The sequence below is a fragment of the Paenibacillus sp. FSL P4-0081 genome (assembly GCF_000758565.1).
GTDB lineage: Bacteria > Bacillota > Bacilli > Paenibacillales > Paenibacillaceae > Paenibacillus_AQ > Paenibacillus_AQ phytohabitans.
Genome location: NZ_CP009280.1, coordinates 2747535 through 2773745, shown reverse-complemented (window position 1 = coordinate 2773745; position 26211 = coordinate 2747535). Strand labels below are relative to the sequence as shown.

22 protein-coding genes are annotated in these 26211 nt (G+C 54.9%); 10 read left to right on the top strand and 12 right to left on the bottom strand.

Features of this window, described 5'->3' with window-relative positions:
* The first annotated feature begins 127 nt into the window (after nt 1-127).
* On the top strand, nt 128-1948 hold the full coding sequence (locus P40081_RS11645; RefSeq protein ID WP_042135567.1) for an acyltransferase: 1821 nt from the start codon (nt 128-130) through the stop codon (nt 1946-1948).
* A 128-nt stretch (nt 1949-2076) separates the two neighbouring features.
* Here P40081_RS11645 and P40081_RS11640 read toward each other — a convergent pair whose 3' ends face one another.
* The gene (locus P40081_RS11640; RefSeq protein WP_042135566.1) at nt 2077-2691 is read right to left on the bottom strand and encodes a TetR/AcrR family transcriptional regulator; all 615 of its coding nucleotides are present in this window, start codon (nt 2689-2691) and stop codon (nt 2077-2079) included.
* 162 nt (nt 2692-2853) lie between these two features.
* Here P40081_RS11640 and P40081_RS11635 point away from each other — a divergent pair, with 162 nt between their 5' ends.
* Nucleotides 2854-4293: an MDR family MFS transporter gene (locus P40081_RS11635; RefSeq protein ID WP_042135565.1), complete on the top strand. Its 1440-nt coding sequence runs from the start codon at nt 2854-2856 to the stop codon at nt 4291-4293.
* A 148-nt stretch (nt 4294-4441) separates the two neighbouring features.
* Here the strand turns inward: P40081_RS11635 and P40081_RS11630 are convergent, their stop codons facing one another.
* Nucleotides 4442-4648: a hypothetical protein gene (locus tag P40081_RS11630; RefSeq protein WP_042135564.1), complete on the bottom strand. Its 207-nt coding sequence runs from the start codon at nt 4646-4648 to the stop codon at nt 4442-4444.
* An 18-nt stretch (nt 4649-4666) separates the two neighbouring features.
* Nucleotides 4667-5284, bottom strand: a complete 618-nt coding sequence (gene clpP / locus P40081_RS11625) for an ATP-dependent Clp endopeptidase proteolytic subunit ClpP (protein ID WP_256704061.1) — start codon at nt 5282-5284, stop codon at nt 4667-4669.
* 168 nt (nt 5285-5452) lie between these two features.
* On the opposite strand from clpP, the gene P40081_RS11620 reads away from it, so the two are divergent.
* Both P40081_RS11620 and P40081_RS11615 read left to right on the top strand, forming a co-directional pair.
* Entirely contained in the window at nt 5453-6214 is a 762-nt protein-coding gene (locus P40081_RS11620) for an RNA polymerase sigma factor (protein WP_052421782.1), read from the top strand.
* Between the two features lie 52 nt (nt 6215-6266).
* Nucleotides 6267-7160, top strand: a complete 894-nt coding sequence (locus P40081_RS11615; protein WP_042135563.1) for an NAD-dependent epimerase/dehydratase family protein — start codon at nt 6267-6269, stop codon at nt 7158-7160.
* Here the strand turns inward: P40081_RS11615 and P40081_RS11610 are convergent.
* Nucleotides 7140-9155 (bottom strand): methyl-accepting chemotaxis protein, encoded by a 2016-nt coding sequence (locus P40081_RS11610; protein WP_042135562.1) that lies wholly within the window; start codon nt 9153-9155, stop codon nt 7140-7142. The genes P40081_RS11615 and P40081_RS11610 overlap by 21 nt on opposite strands.
* Before the next feature lie 187 nt (nt 9156-9342).
* Here P40081_RS11610 and P40081_RS11605 point away from each other — a divergent pair, with 187 nt between their 5' ends.
* The 3 genes from P40081_RS11605 (at nt 9343) to P40081_RS11595 (ending at nt 12047) form a co-directional block, all read left to right on the top strand.
* The gene (locus P40081_RS11605; RefSeq protein ID WP_042135560.1) at nt 9343-10260 is read left to right on the top strand and encodes a helix-turn-helix transcriptional regulator; all 918 of its coding nucleotides are present in this window, start codon (nt 9343-9345) and stop codon (nt 10258-10260) included.
* A 63-nt stretch (nt 10261-10323) separates the two neighbouring features.
* Entirely contained in the window at nt 10324-10842 is a 519-nt protein-coding gene (locus P40081_RS37005; protein WP_042135558.1) for a DUF1761 domain-containing protein, read from the top strand.
* Between the two features lie 635 nt (nt 10843-11477).
* On the top strand, nt 11478-12047 hold the full coding sequence (locus P40081_RS11595) for a YdeI/OmpD-associated family protein (RefSeq protein ID WP_042135557.1): 570 nt from the start codon (nt 11478-11480) through the stop codon (nt 12045-12047).
* A gap of 1192 nt (nt 12048-13239) precedes the next feature.
* Here the strand turns inward: P40081_RS11595 and P40081_RS11585 are convergent.
* From P40081_RS11585 to P40081_RS11550, 8 genes are all read right to left on the bottom strand, one after another.
* Nucleotides 13240-13647, bottom strand: coding sequence for a VOC family protein (locus P40081_RS11585; RefSeq protein ID WP_042135553.1), 408 nt, complete (start codon nt 13645-13647; stop codon nt 13240-13242).
* 262 nt (nt 13648-13909) lie between these two features.
* Complete coding sequence (locus P40081_RS11580; protein ID WP_042135551.1) at nt 13910-15079, bottom strand: N-acetylglucosamine-6-phosphate deacetylase; 1170 nt, start codon at nt 15077-15079, stop codon at nt 13910-13912.
* On the bottom strand, nt 15076-15855 hold the full coding sequence (locus tag P40081_RS11575; protein WP_081969917.1) for a glucosamine-6-phosphate deaminase: 780 nt from the start codon (nt 15853-15855) through the stop codon (nt 15076-15078). Before P40081_RS11575 ends, P40081_RS11580 begins: the two co-directional genes overlap by 4 nt.
* The gene (locus P40081_RS11570) at nt 15849-17492 is read right to left on the bottom strand and encodes a response regulator transcription factor (protein WP_042135549.1); all 1644 of its coding nucleotides are present in this window, start codon (nt 17490-17492) and stop codon (nt 15849-15851) included. The genes P40081_RS11575 and P40081_RS11570 overlap by 7 nt, the downstream gene beginning before the upstream one ends.
* A gap of 19 nt (nt 17493-17511) precedes the next feature.
* Complete coding sequence (locus P40081_RS11565) at nt 17512-19311, bottom strand: sensor histidine kinase (RefSeq protein WP_052421780.1); 1800 nt, start codon at nt 19309-19311, stop codon at nt 17512-17514.
* 118 nt (nt 19312-19429) lie between these two features.
* A complete protein-coding gene (locus P40081_RS11560; RefSeq protein WP_042135545.1) occupies nt 19430-20791 on the bottom strand; it encodes an ABC transporter substrate-binding protein in 1362 nt (453 codons plus the stop codon).
* Between the two features lie 158 nt (nt 20792-20949).
* Nucleotides 20950-21729, bottom strand: a complete 780-nt coding sequence (locus P40081_RS11555) for a carbohydrate ABC transporter permease (protein ID WP_042140986.1) — start codon at nt 21727-21729, stop codon at nt 20950-20952.
* A gap of 64 nt (nt 21730-21793) precedes the next feature.
* On the bottom strand, nt 21794-22648 hold the full coding sequence (locus P40081_RS11550) for a carbohydrate ABC transporter permease (protein ID WP_081970463.1): 855 nt from the start codon (nt 22646-22648) through the stop codon (nt 21794-21796).
* A 411-nt stretch (nt 22649-23059) separates the two neighbouring features.
* On the opposite strand from P40081_RS11550, the gene P40081_RS11545 reads away from it, so the two are divergent.
* From P40081_RS11545 to P40081_RS11535, 3 genes are read left to right on the top strand one after another with little or no spacing between them, the layout of a single operon-like run.
* The gene (locus P40081_RS11545) at nt 23060-23824 is read left to right on the top strand and encodes a sugar isomerase domain-containing protein (protein WP_042135543.1); all 765 of its coding nucleotides are present in this window, start codon (nt 23060-23062) and stop codon (nt 23822-23824) included.
* The gene (locus P40081_RS11540; protein WP_052421779.1) at nt 23821-25632 is read left to right on the top strand and encodes a family 20 glycosylhydrolase; all 1812 of its coding nucleotides are present in this window, start codon (nt 23821-23823) and stop codon (nt 25630-25632) included. Before P40081_RS11545 ends, P40081_RS11540 begins: the two co-directional genes overlap by 4 nt.
* Nucleotides 25632-26111 (top strand): GNAT family N-acetyltransferase, encoded by a 480-nt coding sequence (locus P40081_RS11535; protein ID WP_042135541.1) that lies wholly within the window; start codon nt 25632-25634, stop codon nt 26109-26111. The genes P40081_RS11540 and P40081_RS11535 overlap by 1 nt, the downstream gene beginning before the upstream one ends.
* The last annotated feature ends 100 nt before the right edge of the window (nt 26112-26211 follow it).

Genomic DNA, 26211 nt, shown 5'->3' with positions numbered 1-26211 from the left:
CTGAAATCAGCTTAAGATGTTGAAGCGTTTTTGACAAGCTAATCATGCTCTTTATGCCATGTCCCTTCCCTTCCTCTACTGCTACACTTAAGGAAATAATGACTTATGTTATAGAGGAGAGACTGAGATGTCCGAACAACGTTCCGCCTCACGGAAGGCGCTCGATTACATGCCCTGGATCGGCCCCTCCGCACAGGATCAGCAAGAGCAGATCCTATACCAGCAGCAGCTAACTACTGAATACTCCTGTACCTTCGGAGAAGCCTGTTATGTCTCACCGGAGGCGGTGGTATTGCCGGATCAGCTTCAGATGGGCGACCGGAGCTATATTGCCGGCGGAGCGATTGTCCGCAGTGCCCGGCTCGTCATGGGCAGCGACTGCTCACTCAACAGCTACAGTGTACTTTCAGGCGATATTACCATGGGAAACGGCGTAAGAGTTGCTTCACATGCAAGTATGTACGGGTTCAATCACGGATTCGCCTCCACCGATATCCCGGTCTTCCGCCAGCCCTGCACTGTCCAAGGGATTATCATCGGGGATGATGTATGGATTGGAGCCAATGCCGTTATTCTGGACGGTGTGCAGATCGGTTCGCACAGCATTGTCGCCGCCGGTGCCGTAGTTACCAGAGATGTGCCGGCCTACAGTATTGTGGGCGGCAATCCGGCCAGGCTCATCCGCAGCCGGCTGGCCGGGGATACAGCAGCAATTGCCGCGGCAGTTGAACAAAAGGAGGATATAGGGATGACAATGGATGCACAACCTGGAGGAACAGCAGTGAAAGGAGGTACGGGTACAAATGCGGCTGATACAGCTGTTACAGCGGATAAGGACACTGCCGTAAACACGAAACCAGTTACTGAAAGTGTACCGCCATACAGCCTGCTCTCACAGCAGCTGGCTGACTTCGGCAGGCTGGCAGGAGACCAGCTGATCCCGCTGCTGGAGTACTACTCAGAATCAACGGGGGAAGAGAACTTCTTCCGCGACCGGCCCGGATATAAGCGGACGGTTAGAGCTTACTGCGATGCGGTGGAGATTGCCGCGATGTTCGGCAGTCTGCCGCCCGGCTGGACGCGGGCAGAGCTTACCGCTGTATTGCAGGGATTCCAGGATGCCGGGACAGGATTGCTGCCCGACCCGTGGTCTCCGCCCGGACCGGAGGATCTGCCTGAGCTGTTAACCGACCACCTCTCCCGGTATCATCTTCTCGCTGTAGGGTACGCGCTGGAAGTGCTCGGTTCTGCCCTGCCCCATCCGGTTACCGTTGCTGAGAATATGGAAACCGCTGCGTTGTATCCATATCTGAATGACCTGCCATGGGAGGACAACGCCTGGGGCGGCGGAGACTGGATCGACTGCTATGCCACAGGTCTGTACCACAACCTGAAGACATTCGGCTCCCGCAAACGGCCGGATGATCTGTTCGGCTGGCTGGCGACCCATTGCCGCCGGGACTCCGGCCTCTGGGGCCTCCCTACCGCAGAGGAAGGTTGGCTGCAGCCGGTGAACGGTTTCTACCGGCTCACCCGCGCGACCTATGCGCAGTTCGGCCTTCCTCTGCCGTATCCGGAGCGCAGCATCGATACCGTGCTGGCCCACAGCAGGGACCGCCGGTTCTTCCGTGCAGAGGTGCTTAACGCCTGCAACGTGCTGGATGTGGTCCATCCGCTCTGGCTCTGCCTGAAGCAGACCGATTACCGCCGTGGAGAGATCCGCAGCTGGGCGGAGAATATGCTCAGCGAAGTGCTGAAATTCTGGGTTCCACAGCGCGGCTTCGCCTTCCAGTTATCACAGCAGCAGGACACGGGTCTGCAGGGAACCGAAATGTGGCTGAGCATCCTCTATCTGCTGGCTGACCTGTGCGGTGTAAGCTCATCGCTTGGATATACTCCCAAAGGTGTGCACCGCCTGGACCCTGCCTTCTCACTGCCCCCGAGATAGCGGCTTCCATCTCCGCTTCCGCTGTGAATGAACTTCCTCACCAGCTTCAGCCTTCAACACAAACAAACCGCCGCATACCGGAACATCATTCCGGTAAACGGCGGTTTGTTTGCGCTCTTGGGGACCCATCAGCTGATCCGGACCAGCGGCAGGAAGATATCATCAATAATACCGGTGATTGTCTCATCAGAAACAGGTTCATGGGTGGTAAGCAGCTCGTAGCGGAATAAATCGAGGGGAAGCAGAATTACCCGTTCAGGAATGCGGTCCAGACGCACCTCACCCCGTTTCTCGGCATTAGCCAGAATTGTCCCCATGATCGCGTTCAGCTTGCCTCCGGTTTTGGGAGGCATGATCTTCGGCAGCAGCGCAATCAGATCATCGCCGTGATAATCCACCAGCAGGCCGTGGATCGTCTCAGCGCCTAAGCCCTGCAAAGGCCGGGCGAAGCTCTGAAACAGCTGCAGCATATCCGTACGCAGATCGCCTGAATCGGGAGCGGCCAGAGCAGTCTTAGGCATATGCTTCTTAATCGCGGCTGCAACAATCTTGGCTTTATTCGGCCAGCGGCGGTAGAGTGCGGTTTTATTGGTTTGCGCCCGGACCGCAATCCCCTCCATCGTCAGGCGGGCATAACCCGCTTCGCCAAGCTCTTCCCAGGCAGCCTGCAAAATGGCTTGTTCGAGAACCTCCCCGCGGCGGCGTCCGCCTTTGGGCTGATTTTCTTGTTTGATATCGTCCATGTCATTTCCTACTTTCGGGATATTTCAGTATAGACGCGGCTTGCCTCTGGCGGACAAAATGGGCAGAAAATTCTCTTGTTGCATTCTGGCTGCTTTTACTCTATCTTATTCATATAAGGTACGCAACGTACCGTACCTTATTATGTTGAGAGGAGCAATTTTATGTCAGACCAAAGAACCAAGCCCAAGAAAGCACAGAAAGAGAAGCTTGATCCCGCCATTCTTAAAGTAGCCCTCATTCTCGTCTTCGGTGCACTCGCGCCGTTATTCGACTCCACGATGATCAATGTTGCCATCAGGACACTTACTTCAGACCTGCAAAGCTCCGTTGCCGTTATCCAGTGGGTCATTACCGGTTACGTCCTGACCATGGGTATGGCAATTCCGGTGTCCGGCTGGGCTGTCAACCGTTTCGGCGGCAAAAAAGTATACATGTTCTCACTCGCCGTATTCCTGGCCGGTTCGGTCCTCTGCTCCCTGGCCTGGAATCCCGGCAGCCTGATCGGCTTCCGCCTCCTGCAGGGCGTAGGCGCAGGAATATTAATTCCGACCCTGCAAACCGTGCTTGTCCAGACTGCCGGGGGCCGCAACATCGGACGGATCATGTCCATCATCAGCATTCCCACCCTGCTGGGGCCCATTCTCGGTCCCGTGCTGGGCGGGGTCATTATCAACAGCCTGGGCTGGCGCTTTATTTTCTACGTGAACATTCCCATTACCCTCATCGCAATACTGCTGGCCTGGCGCGGCATTCCGGCGGATGAGCCGTCCACACGCAAACAGACGCTTGACCTTACCGGTCTGCTGCTGCTGTCCCCTGCTTTTGCTATCCTCATCTACGGGATCGCCCAAATCAGCACCTATGGGGGGCTGCACAGCAGCAAAGTGGTGATTCCCCTGGTGATTGGCCTTGTCCTCATGGCCGCGTTCATTGTCTACGCTTTGCGGACGCGCATAGAACCGCTGCTGGATCTGCGTCTGTTTAAGTCGCGCATTTTCTCAGCATCGAACGTCACCGTATTCCTGTCCGGCATGGTCATGAACGGGGCTTTACTCCTGCTGCCATTATACTATCAGCAGGTACGCGGTGAAAGTGTATTGTCTACCGGAATGATGATGATTCCCCAAGGAATAGGTATGCTGCTCACCAGAAGCTGGATCGGCAGTCTGTCCGACCGCATCGGTTCGCGGATCATCGTCATTCTGAGCCTGCTGGTCACTATATTCGCGACACTTCCCTTTGCCTTCGCCGGTCCGGATACGAATCTGATCCTGCTCGCGGCCGCACTGGTAGTCCGGGGGGCTGCTCTGAACGGACTCCTGATTCCGGTAATGGTATCCGCATATGTTGGGCTGCGCAAGGATCAGATCCCCCATGCCAGTATCTCCATGAGGATCTGCCAGACGATCGGCGGCGCCTTCGGGGCAGCGATTCTGGCCACTGTATCCCAGCACCAGCTGGCCGGGCAATCAGCCTCAAGTCTCCAGAGCATTGCCGGGGCATACGATGCGGCCTTCTGGTGGTCGATTGGCTTTGCCGTGATCGCATTGATTCCTGCACTCATCCTGCCATCACACCGCAGCAGCCCTGCGGCTGGCTGAGGATAAACCTCAAGCAGATATTAAGGCCCAATATCAGCTTCAGCAGCAATATCAGCTTCAACTCCACTATGCCAAACCAAAAACCCCCGGTTCTCCCTGATAAAGCGGAGAACCGGGGGTTTAGATTGCTTTTACCAGGATGTACTGTCTACTGCCCGAAACCGACACGCGGACGTTCCCGTTCTTTGGTCTGCACGTCTACGGCGCGGATCGAGGTGATTGGAATGTAGAGGGTCTGGTACTCCGTGCTGTACTTCACGAACCTCTCATCCAGCTCCTCCAGAACTCCTCCTCTGACACTGGTTCCATCCAAAAAATGAATCGTTACTTCCTGCCCTTTCAACGCTGATAACATCTTAATCCGCTCCTTCGTCTACAGATGGGTAATAATCGTGTCGATGATCCCGTATTCCAGTGCTTCCTCAGCTGACATGAAATAATCACGGTCCATGTCCTTCTCCACCTTCTCCGCCGGCTGGCCGGTACGTTCCGCCGTAATCTGGACTATCTTGTGCCGGATTTGCAGAATACGTCTTGCGCTGATGGCGATATCACTGGCCTGGCCCTGTGCGCCGCCATGCGGCTGATGGATCATGATCTCGCTGTTCGGCAGCGCGGATCTCTTGCCTGTAGCTCCTGCCAGCAGCAGCAGCGAAGCGAAAGAAGCCGCAAAACCGGTGCAAATCGTATTCACCTGCGGTTTGATTACCTGCATCGTATCATAAATACCAAAGCCGGCGGTAGTCGAGCCCCCGGGACTGTTGATGAACATCTGGATATCCTTATCCGGCTCATCCGCCGCCAGGAACAGCAGCTGGGCAATAATGCTGTTGGCCAGCCCGTCATCGATTGCCGCACCCACGAACACAATCCGGTCCTTCAGCAGCCGGGAATAAATATCGTAGGACCGTTCGCCTCTGGAAGTCTGTTCAATGACATAAGGTATAATACTCATTAGGTTGTGCCTCCTCTGATCTGTCTTAGTGTATATATCCTGTAGACGGACCAGGGAAGCTTAAAGATACGGGCATGCGGAATTCGGCGGGTATACAAGGATAGCGTATCTTTTACAAAGTGCCATTCGTTTATATAATAGAAGCAATGGCTATATAAGCTGAATACAAGAAAATAACAAAAAAGCACAAAGGAGAGGGCCAAGATGACGATTCTTGAACATCACCGTATGCCGGACAGGGCGGATATGGATAAGCAAAGCCTGCAGGAGCTGGGGACTGCGCTGCACCGGTATTGCCTGTCGCTGACCCGTTCCCCATTCGACGCTGAAGATCTGGCCCAGGAGACCTGGACCAAGGCACTCGGATACAGCAAGTTCACCTTGAGTCCCAATCCTGAAGCCCTGCTGCTGCGGATTGCCAAGAATACGTGGATTGATGCCGCACGGCGCAAAGGCTCCCTGATCCGTGCGCTTGAACGTTCAGAAACCCCGGCAGATTCAGCCCTTGTACCGGCTGCGCAAGGAGATCGCACCGAAATCGAACTGGCCTTTCAGGCCTTGATCAAGCATCTCTCCCCTTTGCAGCGGACCGCCTTCGTACTCCGTGATGTTCTGGGCTATTCAGCCGCCGAGACAGCCGGAACCTTAAGCACTACCGAAGGGGCAGTCAAGGCGGCTCTGCACCGGGCACGCCTGGCTTTATCGAGGGTCCGGGAAGAACTGGCTGAGAATGAGGGGCCCGCTCTTCCGCCGGATGCTGATTACCGGGCTTATCTCCGGGCGCTGGCCCATGCCTATGAGCAGGGTCAAATTCCGTTGATGCTGGAGCTGCTCCGCCAGGAGACTGCTGCAGAAGTAACTGTTGCTGTAAGCACCACCACAGTGCATGCCCTGTATTCCGGAAGCGGAAGCTTCTCCTATCTGAATGGAAGCAGCACCTATGCCGGGCTGCGGATGGCAGCTTAACTTTATTCATTGGAATCTTAGCCCGCACACAAAACTTTAGGAGTGTAGCCAAATGAAGAAGGTACTTGTACTCGGAGGAACGCGGTTTTTTGGTAAAAGACTGGTGGAGCTGCTGCTCCGGGACGGGGACAGCCAGGTAACCATTCTGACCCGTGGTGTAACAGAGGATGATTTCGGTGACCGGGTAACCCGGCTGGCCGTGGACCGGACTGATGAAGCTGCGCTGGAGCGTGCTGTAGGGGATACAGGCTGGGATATCGTCTACGATAATATTTGTTTCTCGCCGGATGAGGCTGCGGCTGCGGTACGGATATTTGCCGGCCGGGCGAAGCGGTATATTCTGACTTCAAGCCTGTCTGTCTATAATCCGCAGCCGGATATCTTGACTGAAGCGGATTTCGATCCTGTACATTATCCGCTGAAGCTGGGCGGGAAGGCCGATTTCAGTTACCAGGAAGGCAAAAGACTGGCCGAGACCGTTCTGCTGCAGACGGCGGACTTCCCGGTGGCCGCGGTGCGGTTTCCAATTGTGCTGGGCACGGATGACTATACGCGCAGGCTGCATTTTCATATAGAGCATGTACAGGCAGGGCAGCCGATCGGCATCCCGAATCCGCAAGCGGAGATCTCGTTCATCCGTTCCGATGAAGCCGCTGATTTCCTGCACTGGCTGGGCAGCTCCACGTTGACGGGTCCGGTGAATGCCTGCTCGGACGGTACACTGACCATCGGCGGAGTTATCTCCATTGTTGAAGCGGCAACAGGTAAACCTGCCATGGTCCGGCGGGAAACCGCAGATTCGGACAGCTCTCCCTTTGGCATCGAAGAATCATGGTTCATGGATACGGCAAAAGCCCGCTCCGCGGGCTTCAGCTTCCTGTCATTATCCGGTTGGTTCCCGGAGCTGGTCACATCGCTGAATCATTCACTTCGCCAGCACCAGTAAATCAGCCTCCGATTCACTCCGCCCGTCTGCGGATGCGGATTCCTCCATCACCCGTAATACTCCAGACTGAGGCCGGTGAACTCCGGCTCCGGTCTTTTTTTCAGTCTCCGCAAATGTTCCGGCTTCTGACTTTGGTTCCGGCTTCTTAGTCTTCTCCAAAGTCTTCTCTACCGTATTGTCCACTTCTATCGTATACGTATTCGTCCTCGCAACTTCTGTCGCTTCTATCTTTGCTCCAGCCTTTATAGCTGTATTGTCGGCCACTTGTACTTCAGGCCCGTCCGCAATTTTGAACACATTGATCTCCCGGAACAGCCGCTGCGAGATTTCATGAATCTCCTCCGCCTGCCGTGCAATGTCGCTGATCGCCTGATCCTGCTGGGTGCTGGAGGCATTCACTTCCTGTACCCCGGCCGCTGTCTGCTCCGCCACGGAGGCTACGGAATGCACAGATTCGGCAAGGCGTGAGTTGATCGTACGCGTCTGTTCCACCTTCTGGTGAATCTGCCCGATCTGTGTGCTGATGCCCGCAATGGATTCATCGATCGCCCCGAAGGATGCCAATGTCTCTGCCACCTGGTGATCCTGCTGCTCCAGACTTTCTCTGGTCTCCATCATATATCCCTGGAAATCGGCCATGCCGGCCTGAAGCTCCTGGATAATCCGGCTGATATGCACGGAGGAATCATTCGTCTGCACAGACAGGTGTCTGACTTCATCGGCAATAACGGCGAAGCCTTTTCCCGATGCCCCGGCCCGCGCTGCCTCAATCGCAGCATTGAGCGAGAGAATATTCGTCTGCTTCGAAATCTCCGTGATTGAATTGGTGATGCGTGAAATATCCTTGGACTGGTTCACCAGTTGCTCCAGCGCCACATAAACCTTGCTGATCGACTCCCTGGAACGCTGTGAAATTTGGCGCAATGCAGTAACCGTATCTGAACCCTGCTGCGTATTCCGGTTAGCCGTTTCACTGGTCGCCAGCATCACATCTGTATACTCGGTAATATCCTGAACCCCGCGGGCCAGCTCCTCCAGCAGCAGCGTACTCTGCTCAGACTGAACAGCCTGCTGGTCGGCACCCAGCGAAATCTCCTGGATCGTCCGGACAATATCGCGGTTCGTATGCGCGGTAATCGCTGATGACTGCTGAAAAGAATGCGAATAGTCAGCCAGTGAACCCGCAGCAGACAAGGTCTGCCGCAGCATGCCCTGAACTCTGCCCACCATATGATCGAAGTGATGGCTCAGCCGGCCCAGCTCATCATTATACGGGGAGTTGATCTGCTGCCGCAGATCCCCGTCGGCAATCTGCCTGAGTGCAGCCTGCAGCCTGCCGACCGGCGACAGGAATGAGCGGATCAGCAGCCAGGCCAGCACCAGCATGAACAGGAACACTCCGCCTGCAGCATAGGCCACGATTGAGACCGTATCATCCAGCAGTTTAAAAGAAACCCCCTGCGCCTGCTCTGCATTGTCGGCGGCTGCCGTATACAGCTTACCATTTGTCTCAAGCATGGATTGATTCAGCGCAAGTGCCTTCGTATGTATATCATCAATCTGTTCCAATACAGTTAGTGGATCAAGTGTTTCATCCGACATTGCTCCGAGCAGTTCCGTAATGAATTCCCCATATTCTGCGGCCTGAGTGCCCAGAAGTCCAAGCATAGTGAATGCTGGTGTGTCCTGCTCAAATTCCACCTTGGCAAGTTCAGCCAACATCTGCTGCTGTTTCTCCTGTAATGGCTCCGCCAGCTCCAAATCACTGGATTCAGCGAAGGAAGTCTCCGCTCGGTTCAGCTCCTGCAGCAGCTGGGTGATGGTTGAGACTGTAATTCTTTTCTCCATTTCGCTCTTCTGCTGTTCCATAGATAGCTCTACCTGGTTAATTTTATGTCCTTGGTACAGAGCCACGCCCAGAAAAATGAGCGTAATTGCCGAGAAACTTAAGATTAGCTTCCATTTCATCGAAAAGTGCAGCAGGTTCCCCTTCAAAAGTATCATCCCTTCATATCTAGCTTGTCTTTACAATAGGTATATTCTGCTAATATCCTCATTGTAGAAGCCGGATATTAACTGTTCTCTTAGGTTGTGTATGCTGAGCGTAAAGAATATGTTGCGAAACTGTTAACAAAACGTCAATATTTAAGGAAATAGAACCATTGGACGGGGATGTATACCTATGAAACTGGAACGGCTGATCTCTATAATCTATAAGCTTTTGAATCACGAGGTGTTGTCTGCGGCCATACTGGCTGAAGAGTTTCAGGTATCACAGCGGACCATCTACAGGGATATCGATGTAATCTGTGCGGCGGGGTTCCCGGTCGTATCGTATCAGGGGATGAAAGGCGGATATGGTATGATGGACGGCTACAAAATGGATAAAAGTCTGCTCGGCACTTATGACGTCAACGCCCTGATTACTGTGCTCCGCAGTCTTTCTACCGTGTTTGAAGACGGGCGTGCGCAGGGGACTATTGAACGGCTGCAGACCATCGGACCGGAGCATCTGACGCAGAGTCTGTCCGTAGACCTCGACACCTTGCGGACGGAACCCGATGCGCTGCGTCATATACGGACTGCCATCACCGGGCGCATAGTGATCCGCTTCGATTATATCGACACCATGAATGAACGAACGGCCCGTGACATCGAGCCGCTGCGGCTTCATTTCAAATACCGGAACTGGTACATTTACGGATATTGCCGCACCCGTCAGGCTTACCGCGAGTTCCGCCTGTCCCGGCTGATGAATTTGCTGCTGACCGGGGATACTTTCGGACCGCACCCGGAGGTGCCGGAAGAGGTTGCTTCCTCAGACAACGTATGGCAGAACCAGCTGGAGGATGTAGTAATCCGGGTAAAGCCGGAAGCGTTGGCCGACGCGCTGGATCAGTTTCAGCAGATGGACAAGCAGTTTCACGAAGACGGAAGTATGACGATGCGCATTCCGGTATATCAGCCGCTCAGCGCACGCTGGTTATGGGCCATTCTGCTCAGTTTCGGCAGCGGTGCCGAGGTCCTCGAACCCCTCCCCCTGCGCGCCATCATCAAAGAGCATCTGCAAAACGCACTCAAACCTTATGAAGAAGTATGACACGCTGTTGTCAAACTTCTTTTTTTATGATGTAAGCAGACTTAAACACACGAGGAGGACATTATGTTTAATGTAATTCAGGAGATCAATTGGTTGGCTGTTGTGCTCGGGGCGCTGGCGTTGTCTTTGGTGGGAGGCCTATGGTTCACTGTGGTCTGGGGCAAGGCGTATGCCTACGCTCTGGGAAAAGAGCATTCGCCAAGTGGAAACGGCGCTGCCGTCCTTAAGGAGGACGGTATCAGTTCAGCGGGAAATGGAAGGAATGTTAATCATACGAAGCAACATATGAACCCTTCTATTTCCAAAGAAAAACCGGCGCTCCGGTTCATCTTGGGTCCCCTCGTATGCGGACTGGTAACAACGGTGGCGATGGCGGTACTGTTCTATGCGTTCGAGATCGAAACCCTTGCCGATGCTCTCATCTTTGGCGGGATTGTCGGAGCAGGACTATTGGCAGCCACAACCGTGAATACCGGGATTAACCCCAACATCCCCCGGCCGCTGGTCTACGGACTGGTTAGCGGGAGCTACTTTTTCCTGTCCGGGCTGATTGTCAGTATAATTCTTGTAGCGATGAGTTGAAAAGTCGATGTTGTTGTACGTTTTGCAACATTAATTCATTGTTACTGGTGTAGCCGTAAGGATTCTTGTACGCGGTACAACAATTTCCCCGTTTAGCCGCTTGGTGAAGGACAATTGATGCCTTTTGTGCAACAGTTTTCGGTCAGGGCCGGTTTTGACGAGGGGAATGTTGTATTTCGTGCAGGATTACTTCAACGAACCACGATCGGTTCTCCAACACTGTTTCACCTTTAAGCTAAGCTGCCTGGTCTTCTTGTGAGAGCCAGGTTGAAATCTATTGTCTATTGCACTTCGTACAACAGAACTCTATGGAATAGGTGAATTTGGGCAGATCGCTGGAAATCAATTGTATGAAATACATCAGAATTGGTTTTAGCGCAGGATAACGCAGAATCTGTTGCAGAAAGTGCAATCAATGATGAGCTAGCTCTACCGTTCTCAAGCGGGTTACGCCTAGCGGATAGTTGAATATCTTGCAGGGACAGCTCGTTATAACTATACAAACCGGCCTAGTCGAAACTACAGTTAGCACTTAAGCGGGAGTCTTCCAGCCATACAAACTGCCATTCACGTAAAACGTCCGTGCAGATTCCTGTTCGGGCTATATAGTTGACAGAAGGGAGTGTACAGTAACTATGAGCGCTGAAAATTGGATTGCGGCTACATCAAGGGAAGAGTTGCGGAACTGGCTGCTGTTGAACAGCACGATTGAACCCTTTTGCTGGGTCGAAGCCACTATGAAGCCAGTCCCGGGTACGCTGCTGTACCTGGACGCCGTTGAAGAAGCTTTGTGCTTCGGCTGGATCGATGGAGTGAAGAAGATGAACGCTGAAGCGAAGCTGGTCCAGAGATTGTCTCCCCGCAGCAAGCGGAGCTCATGGACTGAGCTTAATAAAGAGCGTGTCCGCCGCCTGGAGAAGCTGGGCTTGATGCGTGAGGAAGGACAGCGGGTTCTTCCTGATATGGACATCAATTCTTTCAGAATAGACAAGGTTATCGAAGAGAAGCTGAAAGAGGAAACGCAGGTGTATGAGAACTTCATGGCCTTTCCGGCGCTCTACCGGCGGGTGCGGATCGATACCATACAAAGCTATATCCATCAGCCTGAAGTGTATCAGCGCAGACTGGAGAAATTCATCGCAAACACCAGAGCCAATACTATGTACGGCCAATGGCATGATAACGGGCGCCTGCTGGAGTATTAGGTCCTGCACTGCTTGTATTTAGAGAAGTTGGCGGGAGAGTGATTTAGGGGGCTGGCGGGGACTGGCGGGAAATTTGCGGGGATTGGCGGGAGCTGAGCGGAACTCGGCGAGGCCGGGCGGGACTTGGCAGGACTCGGCAGGACTCGGCAGGACTCGGCGGGAGCTGGGCGGGAGCTGGGCGGGACTTGGCGAGGCTGGGCGGGACTCGGCGGGAGCTGGGCGGGACTTGGCGAGGCTGGGCGGGACTCGGCGGGAGCTGGGCGGGACTCGGCGGGAGCTGGGCGGGACTCGGCGGGAGCTGGGCGGGACTCGGCGGCACTCCGCGGGAGCTGGGCGGGACTCGGCGGGGCTTGGCAGGACTCGGCAGGGCTTGGCGGGACTCGGCGGGAGCTGGGCGGGACTTGGCAGGACTCGGCGGGGCTTGGCGGGACTCGGCGGGAGCTGGGCGGGGGATGAATAGCTTCACGATCGTGTACGCTCGTGAATAGGAATGAGAATCCACTATTTGGGCAAAATAGGTGATTTTTCGGTCTTGCGGACTCAGAATCGCTTACATGGCTGCCAGCTCCACATTTTAGGGTCGAATGAACAAAATAACTGATTCTCAGTCCGTTTGGGCGTTGAATGCAGTGTTTTGGGCAAAATAGCGTCTTCTCAGTCCGCATTCCCCTGCTGATCGCCATCTGCTGAGCTAACGGTCCTGCCACACTGGCGGCCATTCGCTTCAGAACACCACCAGTAATCTGTCTTTCAGGTATGCCTCCGCCATTCTACAATGCCCGGTTGGTACAATCTCAGAACTAATGAAATGAGTTCATTTCATGCAGAAATTTATGTGTTCGGTTTCAGCTTCAACTGGAAACTTAAAGGATAGTTGTACATTGTACAACTAAAAACCGCGAAAAGGCAGGCTCGCCTCCTATAACTGTATTCTGTACAACTATATCTGCCCGAAGCGGCGTAAACCATCTATAAGGGGCAGTTTAATTGCACGGAATACAACTAAACGAATAATTGGTTGAAAATCAGGCGATTTAGTTGTACAAAGTGCACTTAAGCATACCACGCACCGCATTCCGCATACCATAATAGCATCACTGCCAACCCTCCAAAGGTTCCTCGTATAAACGAGCAAAAAACAAGCCCCCGTATCCGGAAGCCTGTCCTCATGCACACTTATATCCACACCATGCTATTGCGCGTTCTCATCCATATACATGACTTCCCACAGATGTCCGTCGATATCCTGAAAGCTCCAATTGTACATAAACCCATGGTCTACCGGATCATTGAACGGTTTGCCGCCGGCCCCAAGTGCCTTATGCACCAGTTCGTCCACCTCTGCCCTGCTTGCTGCTGAGAAGGCGAGGATAACCTCCGTGTGTCCGGCAGTATCCACAACCGATTTCGAAGTGAAGGTGTTAAAAAATTCTTTGGTCAGCAGCATGGCAAACGTGTTGTCATTGATGATCATGCATGTTGCGTTCTCATCCGTGTACTGCGGGTTGAACTCAAATCCGAGCGCGGTAAAAAAGTTGATCGAATCCTGCAGATTATTCACCGGCAAATTAACAAAAAGCTGGCCTGCCTTATATCCCACTTTCTAATCACCTCTGCATCCATGGAGTGTGTTCCGCACCATTATAGCATGAACTTGTCTCAGGCAAAAAGTTGCGGGTGGCGGTGCGATCGCAGGGGCAGATGCAGGGGCAGGTGCGTTAGCTAGTGCGGGTGCAGATGTAGGTGTAGTTGCGTTAGCTAGTGCGGATGCAGATGTAGGTGCAGATGCAATCGCGAGTGCAGGTGCGAGGGCGGGCGCAGCACCCCGCAGCACCTCCCGGCAAAAAAACTACCGCCGGGCATCAGCCCCGGCGGTACACCCATTCGCCGGCTTTGCAGAGCGCCGCCAGCGCCGGCCCCGCGCTGCCCCGGCGGAGCAGCGCAATATCCGCCGGCGCGCCGGCGGCCAGGCCCGCTGCCTCCGGCAGGGCCATGAAGCCTGCCGGGTGCACGGACGCCATGTCCCAGGCGTCCGGCAGATCGGCCAGGCCCGCGGCGCTAAGGCGCGCAATGTGGCGCAGCAGCATCTGCGCCGAACCGGCCAGCAGCCCGGGCTGGCCGGCGAGATGCAGCCGGCCCTCAGGGGTCAGCACCACGCGGCCGCCGACCGGCGTGTCGTAGCTGCCGGGCGGCAGGCCGGCGAGGGCAACGGCATCGCTGATCAGCAGTGCCCGGCTGCCCTTGACCTTCATCGCAACCTTCAGCACCTCATCAGGGAGGTGGAAGCCGTCGGCGATCAGGGTGCACCACAGCTCATCTTCCGCGAGCTGGGCCCACAGATAATTCGGATGGCGCGGCAGCATAGCATGCGCCCCATTGCCGAGATGCGTGGACAGCCGCGCTCCGGCAGCGGCCGCCTCCGAGATCTGCGCCGGGCTTGCCGAGGTGTGCCCGATGGAGACCGTCACGCCCTGCCGCACGCAGTGGCGGATGAACTCCGTACTCCCTTCCCATTCGGGGGACATCGTCACGATGGAGATCCGCCCGCCTGCCGCTTCCTGCCACTGATCGAACAAGGCCGTACTCGGCGGACGAATATGCTCCAGACTATGCGCTCCGCGCGGACCGTCTTCGGGCGAGAGAAACGGTCCCTCCAGATGGATGCCGCCAATCGTCGCAGAGGCGGCAGCATCCTCTTCGCAGGCCCGGGCAATCGCCCGCATTGCGCCGTGAATCGTATACGCAGCACCGGTGATCACGGTCGGATAGCAGGTGGTTATGCCTTCGGTCCACAAGGCGCGGATGGCTTCCTTGACAGCCTCCGCGGTCAGCACCGGATGATTGAAGTCATGGCCTCCATAGCCGTTGATCTGCAGATCTACCAGGCCGGGCGCAGCTACCGGCAGCTCCAGCAGTTCGTCCGGCGGCAGCAGCAGCGGTCCATCCAACGGTTCAATGGCAGCAATAATGCTGCCCTCCAGATGGATACGGACCGGCTCGCCTGTACGGTAATGCAGCGCATCCACAATCATCGCACAACCGCTCCGAAGGAATCCGTGTCCACAAACAGCCGGCAATCCCCGTGGCTGCGCAGGATTGTGGACGGACAGGCCGTGGAGACAGATTCATGCAGCGTGCGGGTAACTGCTCCGCGCTTAGTCGGACCCGGGACCATGCAGAACAGCCACTTGGCGGAGAGCAGCACCGGGATCGTCAAAGTCAGCGCCTGCTGCGGGACCTCCTCCAGACTGGCGAAGCATCCGTCATTCACCTGCTGGGTGCGGCAGGCGGCATCGAGGGTCACCGCTTTGACCAGCCGGGGATCATGAAAATCCGCAACCGGAGGGTCATTGAAGGCCAGATGGCCATTCTCGCCAATGCCGAGGCAGACAATATCGATGGGAGCCTCCGCCAGCAGCCTGCCATAACGCTCACATTCAGCCTCAAGCTCTGCGGCAGGATTGATATAATGAACCCTGCCCGGCTTCACCTTGTCGAACAGCGCTTCCCGGAGGAAGCTGCCGAAGCTCTGCGGCGAGCCTTCCGGGAGTCCGAGATATTCGTCCATATGGAAGGCCGTAATCCGGCTCCAGTCCAGATCCTTGGCTGCGGCAAGCTCGGCAAGGAATTCATTCTGGGAAGGGGCGGCGGCGAAAATAATTCTTACGAAGGTCTTGGACGCCAGCAGCGCCCGGATCGCCGCGGCTGCTTCACGCCCTGCCGCAGATCCCAGCAGCTGCCGGTTCTCAAACACACGGACAAGCATGGAACCTGCCATTTCGGTATGGATTGGTGTCACTTTCAGCATGAGTAGTTCCTCCCTGTGCCTTGTGGTTGTCCGTTCCTTGTTCCTTCCTCACCCCGGAATTCACCCGGAGTGAAGCCTGTATGCAGCTTGAACAGCTTGGTGAAATAGCTTTTGTTCTCGTAGCCCAGCTGCTCGGCGACCTGCTCCACACTTTGCGGAGACTGGTCCAGCAGCTCTTTGGCATGCTCCATCTTGGTGTGGGTGACATAGTGAATGAAGCTCATCCCGGTTTCTTTTTTGAACAAGCGGCTGAAATAGCTCGAATTCAGATGAGTGTATTCGGCTACCTCCTCCAGCGTAATTTTACGGTTCAGATGCCGGTCCACATACTGCTTCACCTTCTTGATCTCATCCCGCCGTGTCTCCTGGTACATCTCCCGGATCACCGGCAGACGTTCAAAGAAGAATTGCAGGGACCACTCTTCCAGGCTGTCAATATGCTCAATGGCAGTGATAGTGTCATGCAGCATCTCCAGAGAGAAGGTCGACTGGAACTGTTGACGGGCCATCAGCCGCATCTGGTTATCATAGAGCAGCTTGAGCACCCATTCCTTGACCTGGCGCGGAGCAAAGCGCTTCACACGGATATAATCCATCCATTTGGACAGCAGCTCCTCCAGCCGCCCGGCCGATTCCTCCAGGAACGCATCCCGGATCTCCCGGGAGGCTTCGGTGTAATGCAGAAACAGATCCTCGCCGGTGAACGGCTGGAGCTCCTTCAGCCCGGTCAGCTCGCCCGGCTTCAGATAGAAGGCATTCTCCCGCCCCTGTGTAAGCAGCGTTATAATCCCTTCACGGAAATGCCCGCTGCCGGGCGGAATACAGAGATATTGAAAGGATGCCCCTACCCCCGGCATGCTCTGAACCGCAGAACGCAGCTTGCCGAGCATGGAGATATGGCCGGCACTTGCGCCATTACCCATCCCTCCGGTGAAGACCAGCACGCAGTCCCGCCCGCTGTAGGGCAGACATACGGCGGCCGTTCCATCCTGAAGCACCGCTTCGGCGGCGGATTCCACCAGTGCCATTAGCGCAAGATCATCCCGGACCGGCTCCCCGGTACTGCCGCTGACCCGGCATAGAACGGCTACATTTGCCGTCAAATCGGGTACAATCCCCAGCTCGGCGGCATCTCGAAGCCATTCGGTGTCCGGTAGCTCCCGGGCGGCAATCCGCCGCAGCACACTCTGCTTCAGCAGCACCTTTTGATTCTCCGCCATGCTTTTCCATTTCAGCGTCTGGGCTTTGTCCGCATCCCTGCGCCGCAGCTCATCGCCAATCTCCTGCAGCAGACCGGTAATAAGCTCGCGGCTGATCATCTCCTTGAGAATGTAATCGCTCACCATCAGCTTCACCGCCTGCTGCGCATACGTGAAATCATCCATACATGACAGCACCACAACGCGTAAATCCTCGTTCATCAGCTTCAGCTCGCGGATCAGCTCAATGCCGTCCATATAAGGCATGCCAATATCCGTTATCACAATATCCGGCATACCGGCCTGCGCTTTCTCCAGGGCAACCAGACCATTTTTGCAGGCCGAATGAAGGGTCAGTCCAAGCTCGTTCCAGGGAATTACTGCCGAGAGAAAGTCCAGTACCGGATAATCATCATCCACCAGCATCACGCTATACATCGTTCCCACTCTCCCTTTCCTAACCTTGATCCGGAATTTCTTCAGGAAGCACAAACAGGAAGGTTGTCCCTTGTCCAGGGATACTGTCAATGGTAACCTGGAAGGCTGAACCGTATGTCAGATACAGACGCTCGTATACGTTCGACATTCCAATATGAGCCAGTCTGCTGGACGGCATGGCTTCCAGCTCCGGCGGCTCGGAGCCAACCTCTGCCCGCAGCCGGTTCAGAGTCACCTCATCCATGCCCCGGCCGTTATCTTCAATCGCTATGAACAGACGGCTGTCCTGAGTCCAGGTACGGATCAGAATGCGTCCGCTCTCCTGGCGCAGGCCGTGAATATAAGCATTCTCGATGACCGGCTGCAGCAGGAAGCGCGGGATTTTTACCCCAAGGCTCTCCGAGGTGCAGTCTGTATCCAGCGTAACTTCATCGGCCTGGCGGAAATTCAGCAGCTCCACATAACTCCTGACAATATGCAGCTCATCATGCAGAGAAGTATACTCATCGCGCTGTTGAATGGTCATCCGCAGCAGCCGGGACAGCGAGAACAGCAGCTCAGCATTCTCCTCATCCCCCCGCATCATAATGCGCAGGCGGATGGAATTAAGAATATTGAACAGGAAATGCGGATTGATCTGCGATTGCAGCATCGCCAGCTCGGCCTTGCGCTTCTGCGCCTGCTCCACCTTAATCTGTTCGATCATTTTCTCCACCCGGTCCAGCATATGGTCAAAGGACTTGCCAAGCCGCCCAATCTCGTCATACCCGCGCACGCCGGAACGGATGCCAAGCTCACCCTGCTCCACTCTGGCCGCTACGCTGTCCAGCCTGATTACCGGCTTCGTGAACTGACGGACCAGCAGGACCAGGATCAGCAGGAAGAACGCTCCCGATACGATCTGCACGGCTGTACTCCAGCGGTGGGTTGCACTGATCTGGCTGACCGCCTCGCGGTAAGGCGACAGGCTGACGATCCGGTAATTTCCATAGGGAATATCCAGGCTGCTGAGCAGATATTGTTCATTCCGGTAGTCCATGAAACGTGAATCCGCTGTACCACTCAGTTCATCCGCAAGCGCAAACGGCTGACCCAGGCGCGTCTTGTCCCGGGAGGCCAGTACCGTTCCGTCAGGTGCAATCAGCAGTGTCTCCTGGCCTTTACGGTTATCATTGAAGATCTGGCTGATCCGGCTCTCGGCGATACTGATAATGACCGTCGCATAAGTGGAATTGGAGGACAGCTTGAGATTGCGGGCAATCGTCAGCACCTGCGGGCTGGTCTGGGCAACGGTAGGAATATAGTTATCGAGCACACCTGCCCAGTAGAGATCGAAGACAGGCTGCTGACGGGCTTTTTCCATCCAGGGCTGCTGCAGCAGGGCGCCGACATCCAGCTTGGCGTAAGGATAATTCGAATAATATTGGCCGTCTGAGGTAAGCACGGTGACAAATGTTTTCTCCATCATGGAGGTCACGCTTTCGAGCTTTTCGGTAACCTCTTTGAATTCCAGTACATTCTTGGCTGTATCCGGCTGATGCAGCTTACTGCGCTGCCAATTTTCTTTGAGAATAAGCGTAATCCCGGGATCGAACTGAATGTAATTCGACACCAGCACCATATTGCTGAGAAGGTTCGAGATATACATGCTCTCCTGCTCCAGCGAACGGCGTTCATTCTGAATCACCTGGGAGCGGAGGATGTGCTCGGTATAGGAATTGGAAATATACAGGGTAATGGAGGCGGGAAGCAGCAGACAGAGCAAGGAAGCTACGAGCAGCTTGTTGCGAAAACCGAGTTTCCATCCTTTTGGCAGCAATGGCAATCCCCCCTTCACAATCAGACGATCGTTTTCTTTGCTTCTATCATATCAGCTTTCCGCCTCCAGCAATTCATTTCCCAGTAATATTTCGACAAAATATGACGGTTCGCTTTATTTACTTATTGGCATCCACGATCTTTTGCAGTTCAGCTTGCGCTTTGCTGATCGTAGTCTCCAGATCCTGCTGTTTCAGGATGTACAGCTCGGTTTCTTTGGTAAAAGCAGTTTCCAGCTCGCCCTGATAGGTCGGCGGTACACTCAGCGGAGCTGGCTTGGCATTCTTGATTACGTAGGCCAGTGAGGTTTCGTCAATCTTGTCCGGGCTCATGGCGGATGCCTTCACTCCGGCGATGTATTGATCGACATCCTGCTTCTTCCAGGCGGAGTATACATTCTGCATCTGCTCGCCCTCTGTAGAATACCAGCGGATGAAATCATAGGCTTCCTGCTGATGCTGCGATTTCTCCAGAATGCCCACATAGTTGCCGTTGGCAATACTGACTCCGGCAGGCTGTCCGGCGCTGTTGGAAGGCATCGGTGCAAAGGCAGTGGTGAACGTAGCCGGGAATTCCTCCGATCCGCCCGCTTCTCCAATCATCCAGTTGCCGGTCACAATCATCGCGGCATGTCCGGTGAAGAATTCAGAACGGTAAGCCAGCTTCTGGGAGATGGTATCTGCATAAGGTACAGCCACTCCGGATTCCTCTGCCTTGCTGCGCAGCTCCAGCGATTGGCGGATACCCGCACTGTCAATATTTACGATGCCGTTATTGACCAGATTGTTGTCCTTCTCCTGGTTGATAATGGCCAGCTCCCAGTACATCGCCCAGGTATGGAAATAAGTGCCGAAGGTCTTGGACGGCCCGGTACCGCTGGTCAGCTTGGCGGAATAGTCAAGATAGTCATCCCAGCTCCATTCCGTAGGCACAGCCAGTCCAGCCGCATCCAGCTTGTCCTTGTTCAGCAGGACGAAATAATTCTCCAGTGTATCGGGAAGTGCATACACCTGTCCGTCTACGGATGGATCAATCGTATATTCATCCGCCAGCGTGATGCCTTCTTTGCTTATCAGGTCATTCAGCGAAGCCAGCAGTCCGAGTCCCGCACGCTGTGAGTAGTCGGTTGCACCCGGCATGAACACAACGTCCAGGTTCTCGCCGGAAGCAACGAGGAGATCCAGCTTCTTCATCCCGGCCACGGAATCGCCGTTGTCAGCCAGCTCCACGTATTCCAGTGTAATTCCCGGATGGGAATCCTCGTACGCCTGCAGAATAGGTTCCATATCCGCCGCAGGTGACCAGTTGGCGACTTTGATCGTGACAGGTTCTGCAGAAGGTGCAGCACTCTCCGCCGCATCCGGTGCAGCAGTGCTGCTATTAGTGGGAGATGCATTATTAGTGTTGTTCGAATTGCCGCAGCCCGCCAGGGCTACAAGGAGCACGGTGATCCATACCAACGCGAATACATTCTTTTTCATTAATAACACCCCTTCTAATGTGAGTTCTCCCTGCCTATGAAGCTTGTCCGGCAGCTGTTCCTTATCGTCTGGACTTTCTGATGTATACACTGACAGTCACGTCCGCTCCATCCACCTCCGGTTATGCAACTTCCGGGAACTTGCCAGCCTTCACCCCTTCACCCCCCCAAGGAAATGCCCTCGATGACCTGCTTCTGGCCGAGGATGAACACTACGAGCAGCGGTACAATTGCCGAGACGGAAGCCGCCATGATGAGGGAGTAGAATGCGCCGTTCCGGTCAGCGAAGGCATTCATGCCAAGCTGAAGGGTATAGAGCGTCTTGCTGTTCAGGAAGACCAGCGGCGTCTGAAAATCATTCCAGGTCCAGATAAACCGCAGAATGGCATAAGTGGCAATCGCCGGCCGGACCAGCGGAAACAGAATGGAGAGGAAAATACGGATATGGCCCGCCCCGTCGATCTGCCCGGATTCGATATATTCATTCGAGAGTGAGGCGAAAAACTGGCGGAGCAGGAAGGTTCCCAGTACGCTGAACCCGCCCAGCAGAATCAGGCCCAGATGGGTGTCGTACAGGCCGATGGTGCGGAACATGATGAACAGCGGCACCAGCGTGGCTTCCGCAGGAATCATATAAGTGGCCAGCACCACCACAAATAATGCGTTTCTGCCCGGGAAGCGGATTTTGGTGAAGCCGTAGGCGGCCATGCTGGAGACGGCTACGGACAGGAGTGTCGTGAGTGCTGTGACTTTGATGGAGTTCCAATAATACAGGGTAAAGTTCGCTTTGCCAAACCACACAGAGTGGTAGTTGAACGCTGCCCTCCAGGTTTGCGGAATCCATTCGATCGGATATTTGAACACATCAGCCTCCGGCTTGAGCGAAGCGGACAGCATCCATATAAAAGGGAGCAGGAATACGATGCCCAGCAGCGCCATAAGTAGAGTGATAACCGCTTTTCCCCAGTCCAGATTCTTTAATTTCACAGGGGTCCCTCCCTTTCTAGTAATTGACCCAATAGCGCTGTCCCAGCCACTGCAAGCCGGTGATGGCGAGTACGATAACGAACAGAACCATGACCATAGAAGAAGCATAACCCGTCTGGAGATCCACAAATGCGGTCTGATACATGTCATAAACCACAACGGAAGTAGAGTTGGCCGGACCGCCCTCCGTCAGCACCTTGACCAGCGCGAAGGATTTGAAATTGCCGATAATTCCGGTCACCAGCAGGAAAAAGGTCGTCGGCGTCAGCAGCGGAAAAGTAATGGAGCGGAACTGGGCGAACTTCGAGGCACCGTCGATTGTCGCCGCTTCATACAGATCGGCAGGAATATTCTTGATTCCCGCAATGTAGATAATCAGCGAGACCCCGAGGTCTATCCAGATCATCAGCAGCATGACCGATGGAAGCGCATACGAAGGATCGGCCAGCCATTTGGGCGGATTGTCCACTCCGAGTGCCGACAGGAAACCGTTAACCGGACCGTAGGAGGGATGGAACAGAACCTGCCATACTACTGCGACAGCGACGACACTGGAAATCTGGGGCATGAAATAGATGACCTTGAACGCTCCCGGCGCGTAGACATGATTGGTGATAATCACCCCCAGGATCAGCGCTATAGCCATTCCCACCGGTACCGCCAGCAGCATAATGAAATTATTGCCCAGCGACTTCAGAAACACTTCATCCTGAAATAGCTGGCGGAAGTTGTCCAGTCCGTTCCAGCGGATCTTGTCAAACCCGGTGACGAACGACCACTTGGTGAAGCTGAGTATGAAGGAGAAAATCATAGGGATCAGCGTAAATACAATTACTCCGAGCAGCATGGGCCCGGTGAACAGATAACCCATCCATATTTCTTTCCATTTCCGTTTGTTTCGGCGGATGACCGGATTCTCCCGGGACTGTGGCAAGGCAACTGACGTCTTCAAGGCTCTGTCCCCCCTCTTGCGTGATGTTATCTCTCATTATAGAAAAGCAAAGAATTTTACATAAGTCACGATCCTGACCCGTTCAGAAAAATTTTTACCTGCCGTTGTCCCAATCAGCGATTTGTACACATCATGGCATGCTGCTGGCCAAATCAGTCAAAAACGGTGCGGATTTGCGCAAAATAGTTGATTTACTCCGCCTGCCCGCTTTGTTATCTTCTAGGCAAGCGGAAGCTTATGCTTACAAAACTTAAAGCGTATGCTTCCGAAGCCAGTTTTGCGAAGAGACTCAGGGGGCTTATGCTTACAAAACTTTTAGGAGGAATGTAAATGAACGCAAAGTCAGATATTATGTCCGCTTATATGGAAAGCATTGTGGAGCTGCTGAATGAGATACGGAGTGAGCCGAGGGAGAAGCTGGTGCAGGTGGCGGAGCTGCTTGCAGATCATATTGCAGAGGATAAGCTGGTCTATCTGTACGGTCCGGGCGGGCATTCCAACATGAATGCTACCGAGGTCTTCTTCCGCGCAGGTGGCCTGATGCATATCAGCGCTATATTAGATGAAGGCACGATGATCTCGAACGGCGCTCTGCGCTCGATGGCCGTTGAACGTACTCCCGGCTACGGAACACTTGTTATAGAAGATAACCGGCTGGGCGAAGATGACATCCTGATCCTTGCCAATGCCTACGGCATTAACACCGCCTGTGTCGATGCTGCCCTGGAGGCGCGGCGCCGGGGGGTTACAACGATTGCCGTTACCTCTGTCGGCCATGCCGAAGCAACCCCCAAGAATCATATTGCCCGCCATCCTTCGGGGCAGAACCTGTATGAGCTATGCGACTATGTTCTGGACAGCAAGGTCAAGCCGGGCGATGCTGCACTGCATATTGAGGGAATTGAACCGAAGATGGGCTCGACCTCAACCTTCGCCAACGCTTTCCTGCTAAATTCACTGATGATGACCACAGCTGCCTGTCTCGGGGAAAAAGGGATTGAGGTGCCGGTCTGGCGCAGCGGCAACGCTCCGGGCGGGGATGAATGGAATAACCGCTTCATTGAGCGCTTCAAGGGCCGGGTCCGCTGGCTATGAACATTCCATTGATTCCGCAGCCTCAGGTGGTGCAGAGCCGGGGACCGGAACCGGTCAGCGGCATCCGCGGCTGGTCGGTGCAGCTATGGAGTCCCGGGAATGATGTCCGGTTATTGGCGGCAGCGCAAGGAATATTCGCGGGGGTGACAGAGGTTCAGGAGCCTGGAGGCAGCGCAGTATATGCGCTGGTCTCGGAGGGAACCCGCTTCAATCCCCGCATGGCCCGGCGGGTAGAAGGCAAGCATGACGGATACGTACTGGTAACAGATACAGACCGGGTTGAACTATACGCACTTAGCGCTTCCGGGCTTTTCTACGGGATTAGAACATTGGAGCAGCTGCTGGATACCGGCGGAGGCGCCGTACCTGCACTGACGGTGGCCGACTGGGCGGATCTGCGGCTGCGCAGCGATTATCTCGATCTGCGCACCGTCTATCCGACCTATGAGCATATGCTGGAGTATATTGCGGAGCTGGCCAGCTACAAGATTAATACGCTGATCATCGAATATGAGGACAAGCTGCCGTTCCGCAAGCTGAGCTTCCTGCGCCATCCCGGGCTAGCCTTCACCGAGGAAGAGCACCGGGTGCTGCTGCAGATGGCGTATGACCATTTCGTTACGGTAATCCCGAAGCAGCAGTCCTTCGGACATCTGGAATATATTCTGAAGCATCCAGTCTATATCGGACTGCGTGAGGTCCCGGAGACAGTCTCGGAATTATGCCCGCACCGCGCAGGCTCCTTCGAGATGATGGCCGGCATTCTGGAGGAAGTGGCTGCACTTCATCCGCACAGCGATTATCTCCATCTGGGCTGTGATGAAGTCTGGACGCTCGGCACCTGTGAAGACTGCCGGAATTCCGGGCTTACTCCGGAGGCCTCCTTCATCCGCTTTGTCAATCAGCTGGCTGAGAAGACGCTCAGCCTCGGCAAAACACCAATGATCTGGCATGACATGATCATGCACGCCACTCTGAACGAGATCGCCGCACTCGACAAGCGTGTCGTAGTGGTGGTCTGGATCTACGGCGGGCACCGGATGAAGGCGGATGCCCGGCTCATTCTCCACAAGCTGCGCGACGCCGGCATCGAGACCATCGGCGCCTCCTCTGTCCGCTGCTGGGATGATAACGGCGACCAGAATTATCCGGTCATTCATAACCGGATCAAGAATGTGCTAGACTGGATTCAGCTGGCGCAATCGGAGCAGCTGGACGGGATCATTCATACGAATTGGGGATGCCCGTTCTCACTGGGCAGTCCCTACGGCCTGTTCGAGACCTCGCGTTATCCGGCGTTTTTTGCCGCAGAGCAGAGCTGGAATGCCAAGGCGGATATTTCATCCTTCCTGGCCCGTTTTCTGCACCAGTTCCACGGGCTTGATACGGCCCAGCTGAGTGGAGAAGAATGGGCAGATTATGCGGTAACCGACTATTATGCCCTGATTCCGCAGCTGCTTCCGGCTGTGAAGAAGAACCGCCTTACTGCCGAGCTGATTGATGCGATGATTCAGTATGAGATCCCGGCGCAGCGCCGCTCTCCGCTGCATACGTTCCTCTTCCGCGGAGCGATGTCGCCGGGCAGTGAGGAAGTCATTACCTTCCTCCGGGATAAGTACAGGAGCGGATACGGCGATTTATTCAGAGCCAAGCAGCGGATGCAGAGCGTGCTTGCAGAGCTGCTCCCGCCGCAGATGGCGGAGCTGTTCATCCGCTCCCGGTTCTACCGGCCGGAATTATTTGAAGCAGACCTGCGCGGGATGATTACAGATCTTGAGATAATTGAACAGAAAGCGGGGGATAGCTGATGCCTGATATGCTCGTTAAGTTATATGATCTGCCTGACAATAGTGCGCTGCTGGAACGTCTGCGGGGAGAAGGAATTGCCATCAAACGGGCAATGACCGGGGATAAGCAGGCCATTGTGGATTTTGTCGGCCGCCATTTCACGAATAGCTGGCGGAATGAATGCGAGACAGCCTTCGCGCATCTGCCCGTCCATTGCTACATTGCCGTGAAGCAGGGCGAAGTGATCGGCTTTGCCTGTCACGATGTTGTTGTGAAGAACTTCTTCGGCCCGACCGGCGTGCTGGAGGATTACCGGGGCCTCGGCATCGGGAAGGCCTTGCTGCTGGAATGCCTGTCCGCGATGCACCGGAACGGCTACGGCTACGCAATCATCGGCTGGGTCGTGGACGCAGTGCCTTTCTATGAGAAGACTGTCGGCGCGATTGCGGTCCCTGATTCTTTTCCCGGTGTATTCCGCGACTTGATCAGTATCGACTAAACGCCCCTCTGATACAGCAAACAGCGGCAGCCAAGGACCTAAATGTCCCTGAACTGCCGCTGTTTCATTGTCATTGCAGATGACCTATTCCGCCGAGCTA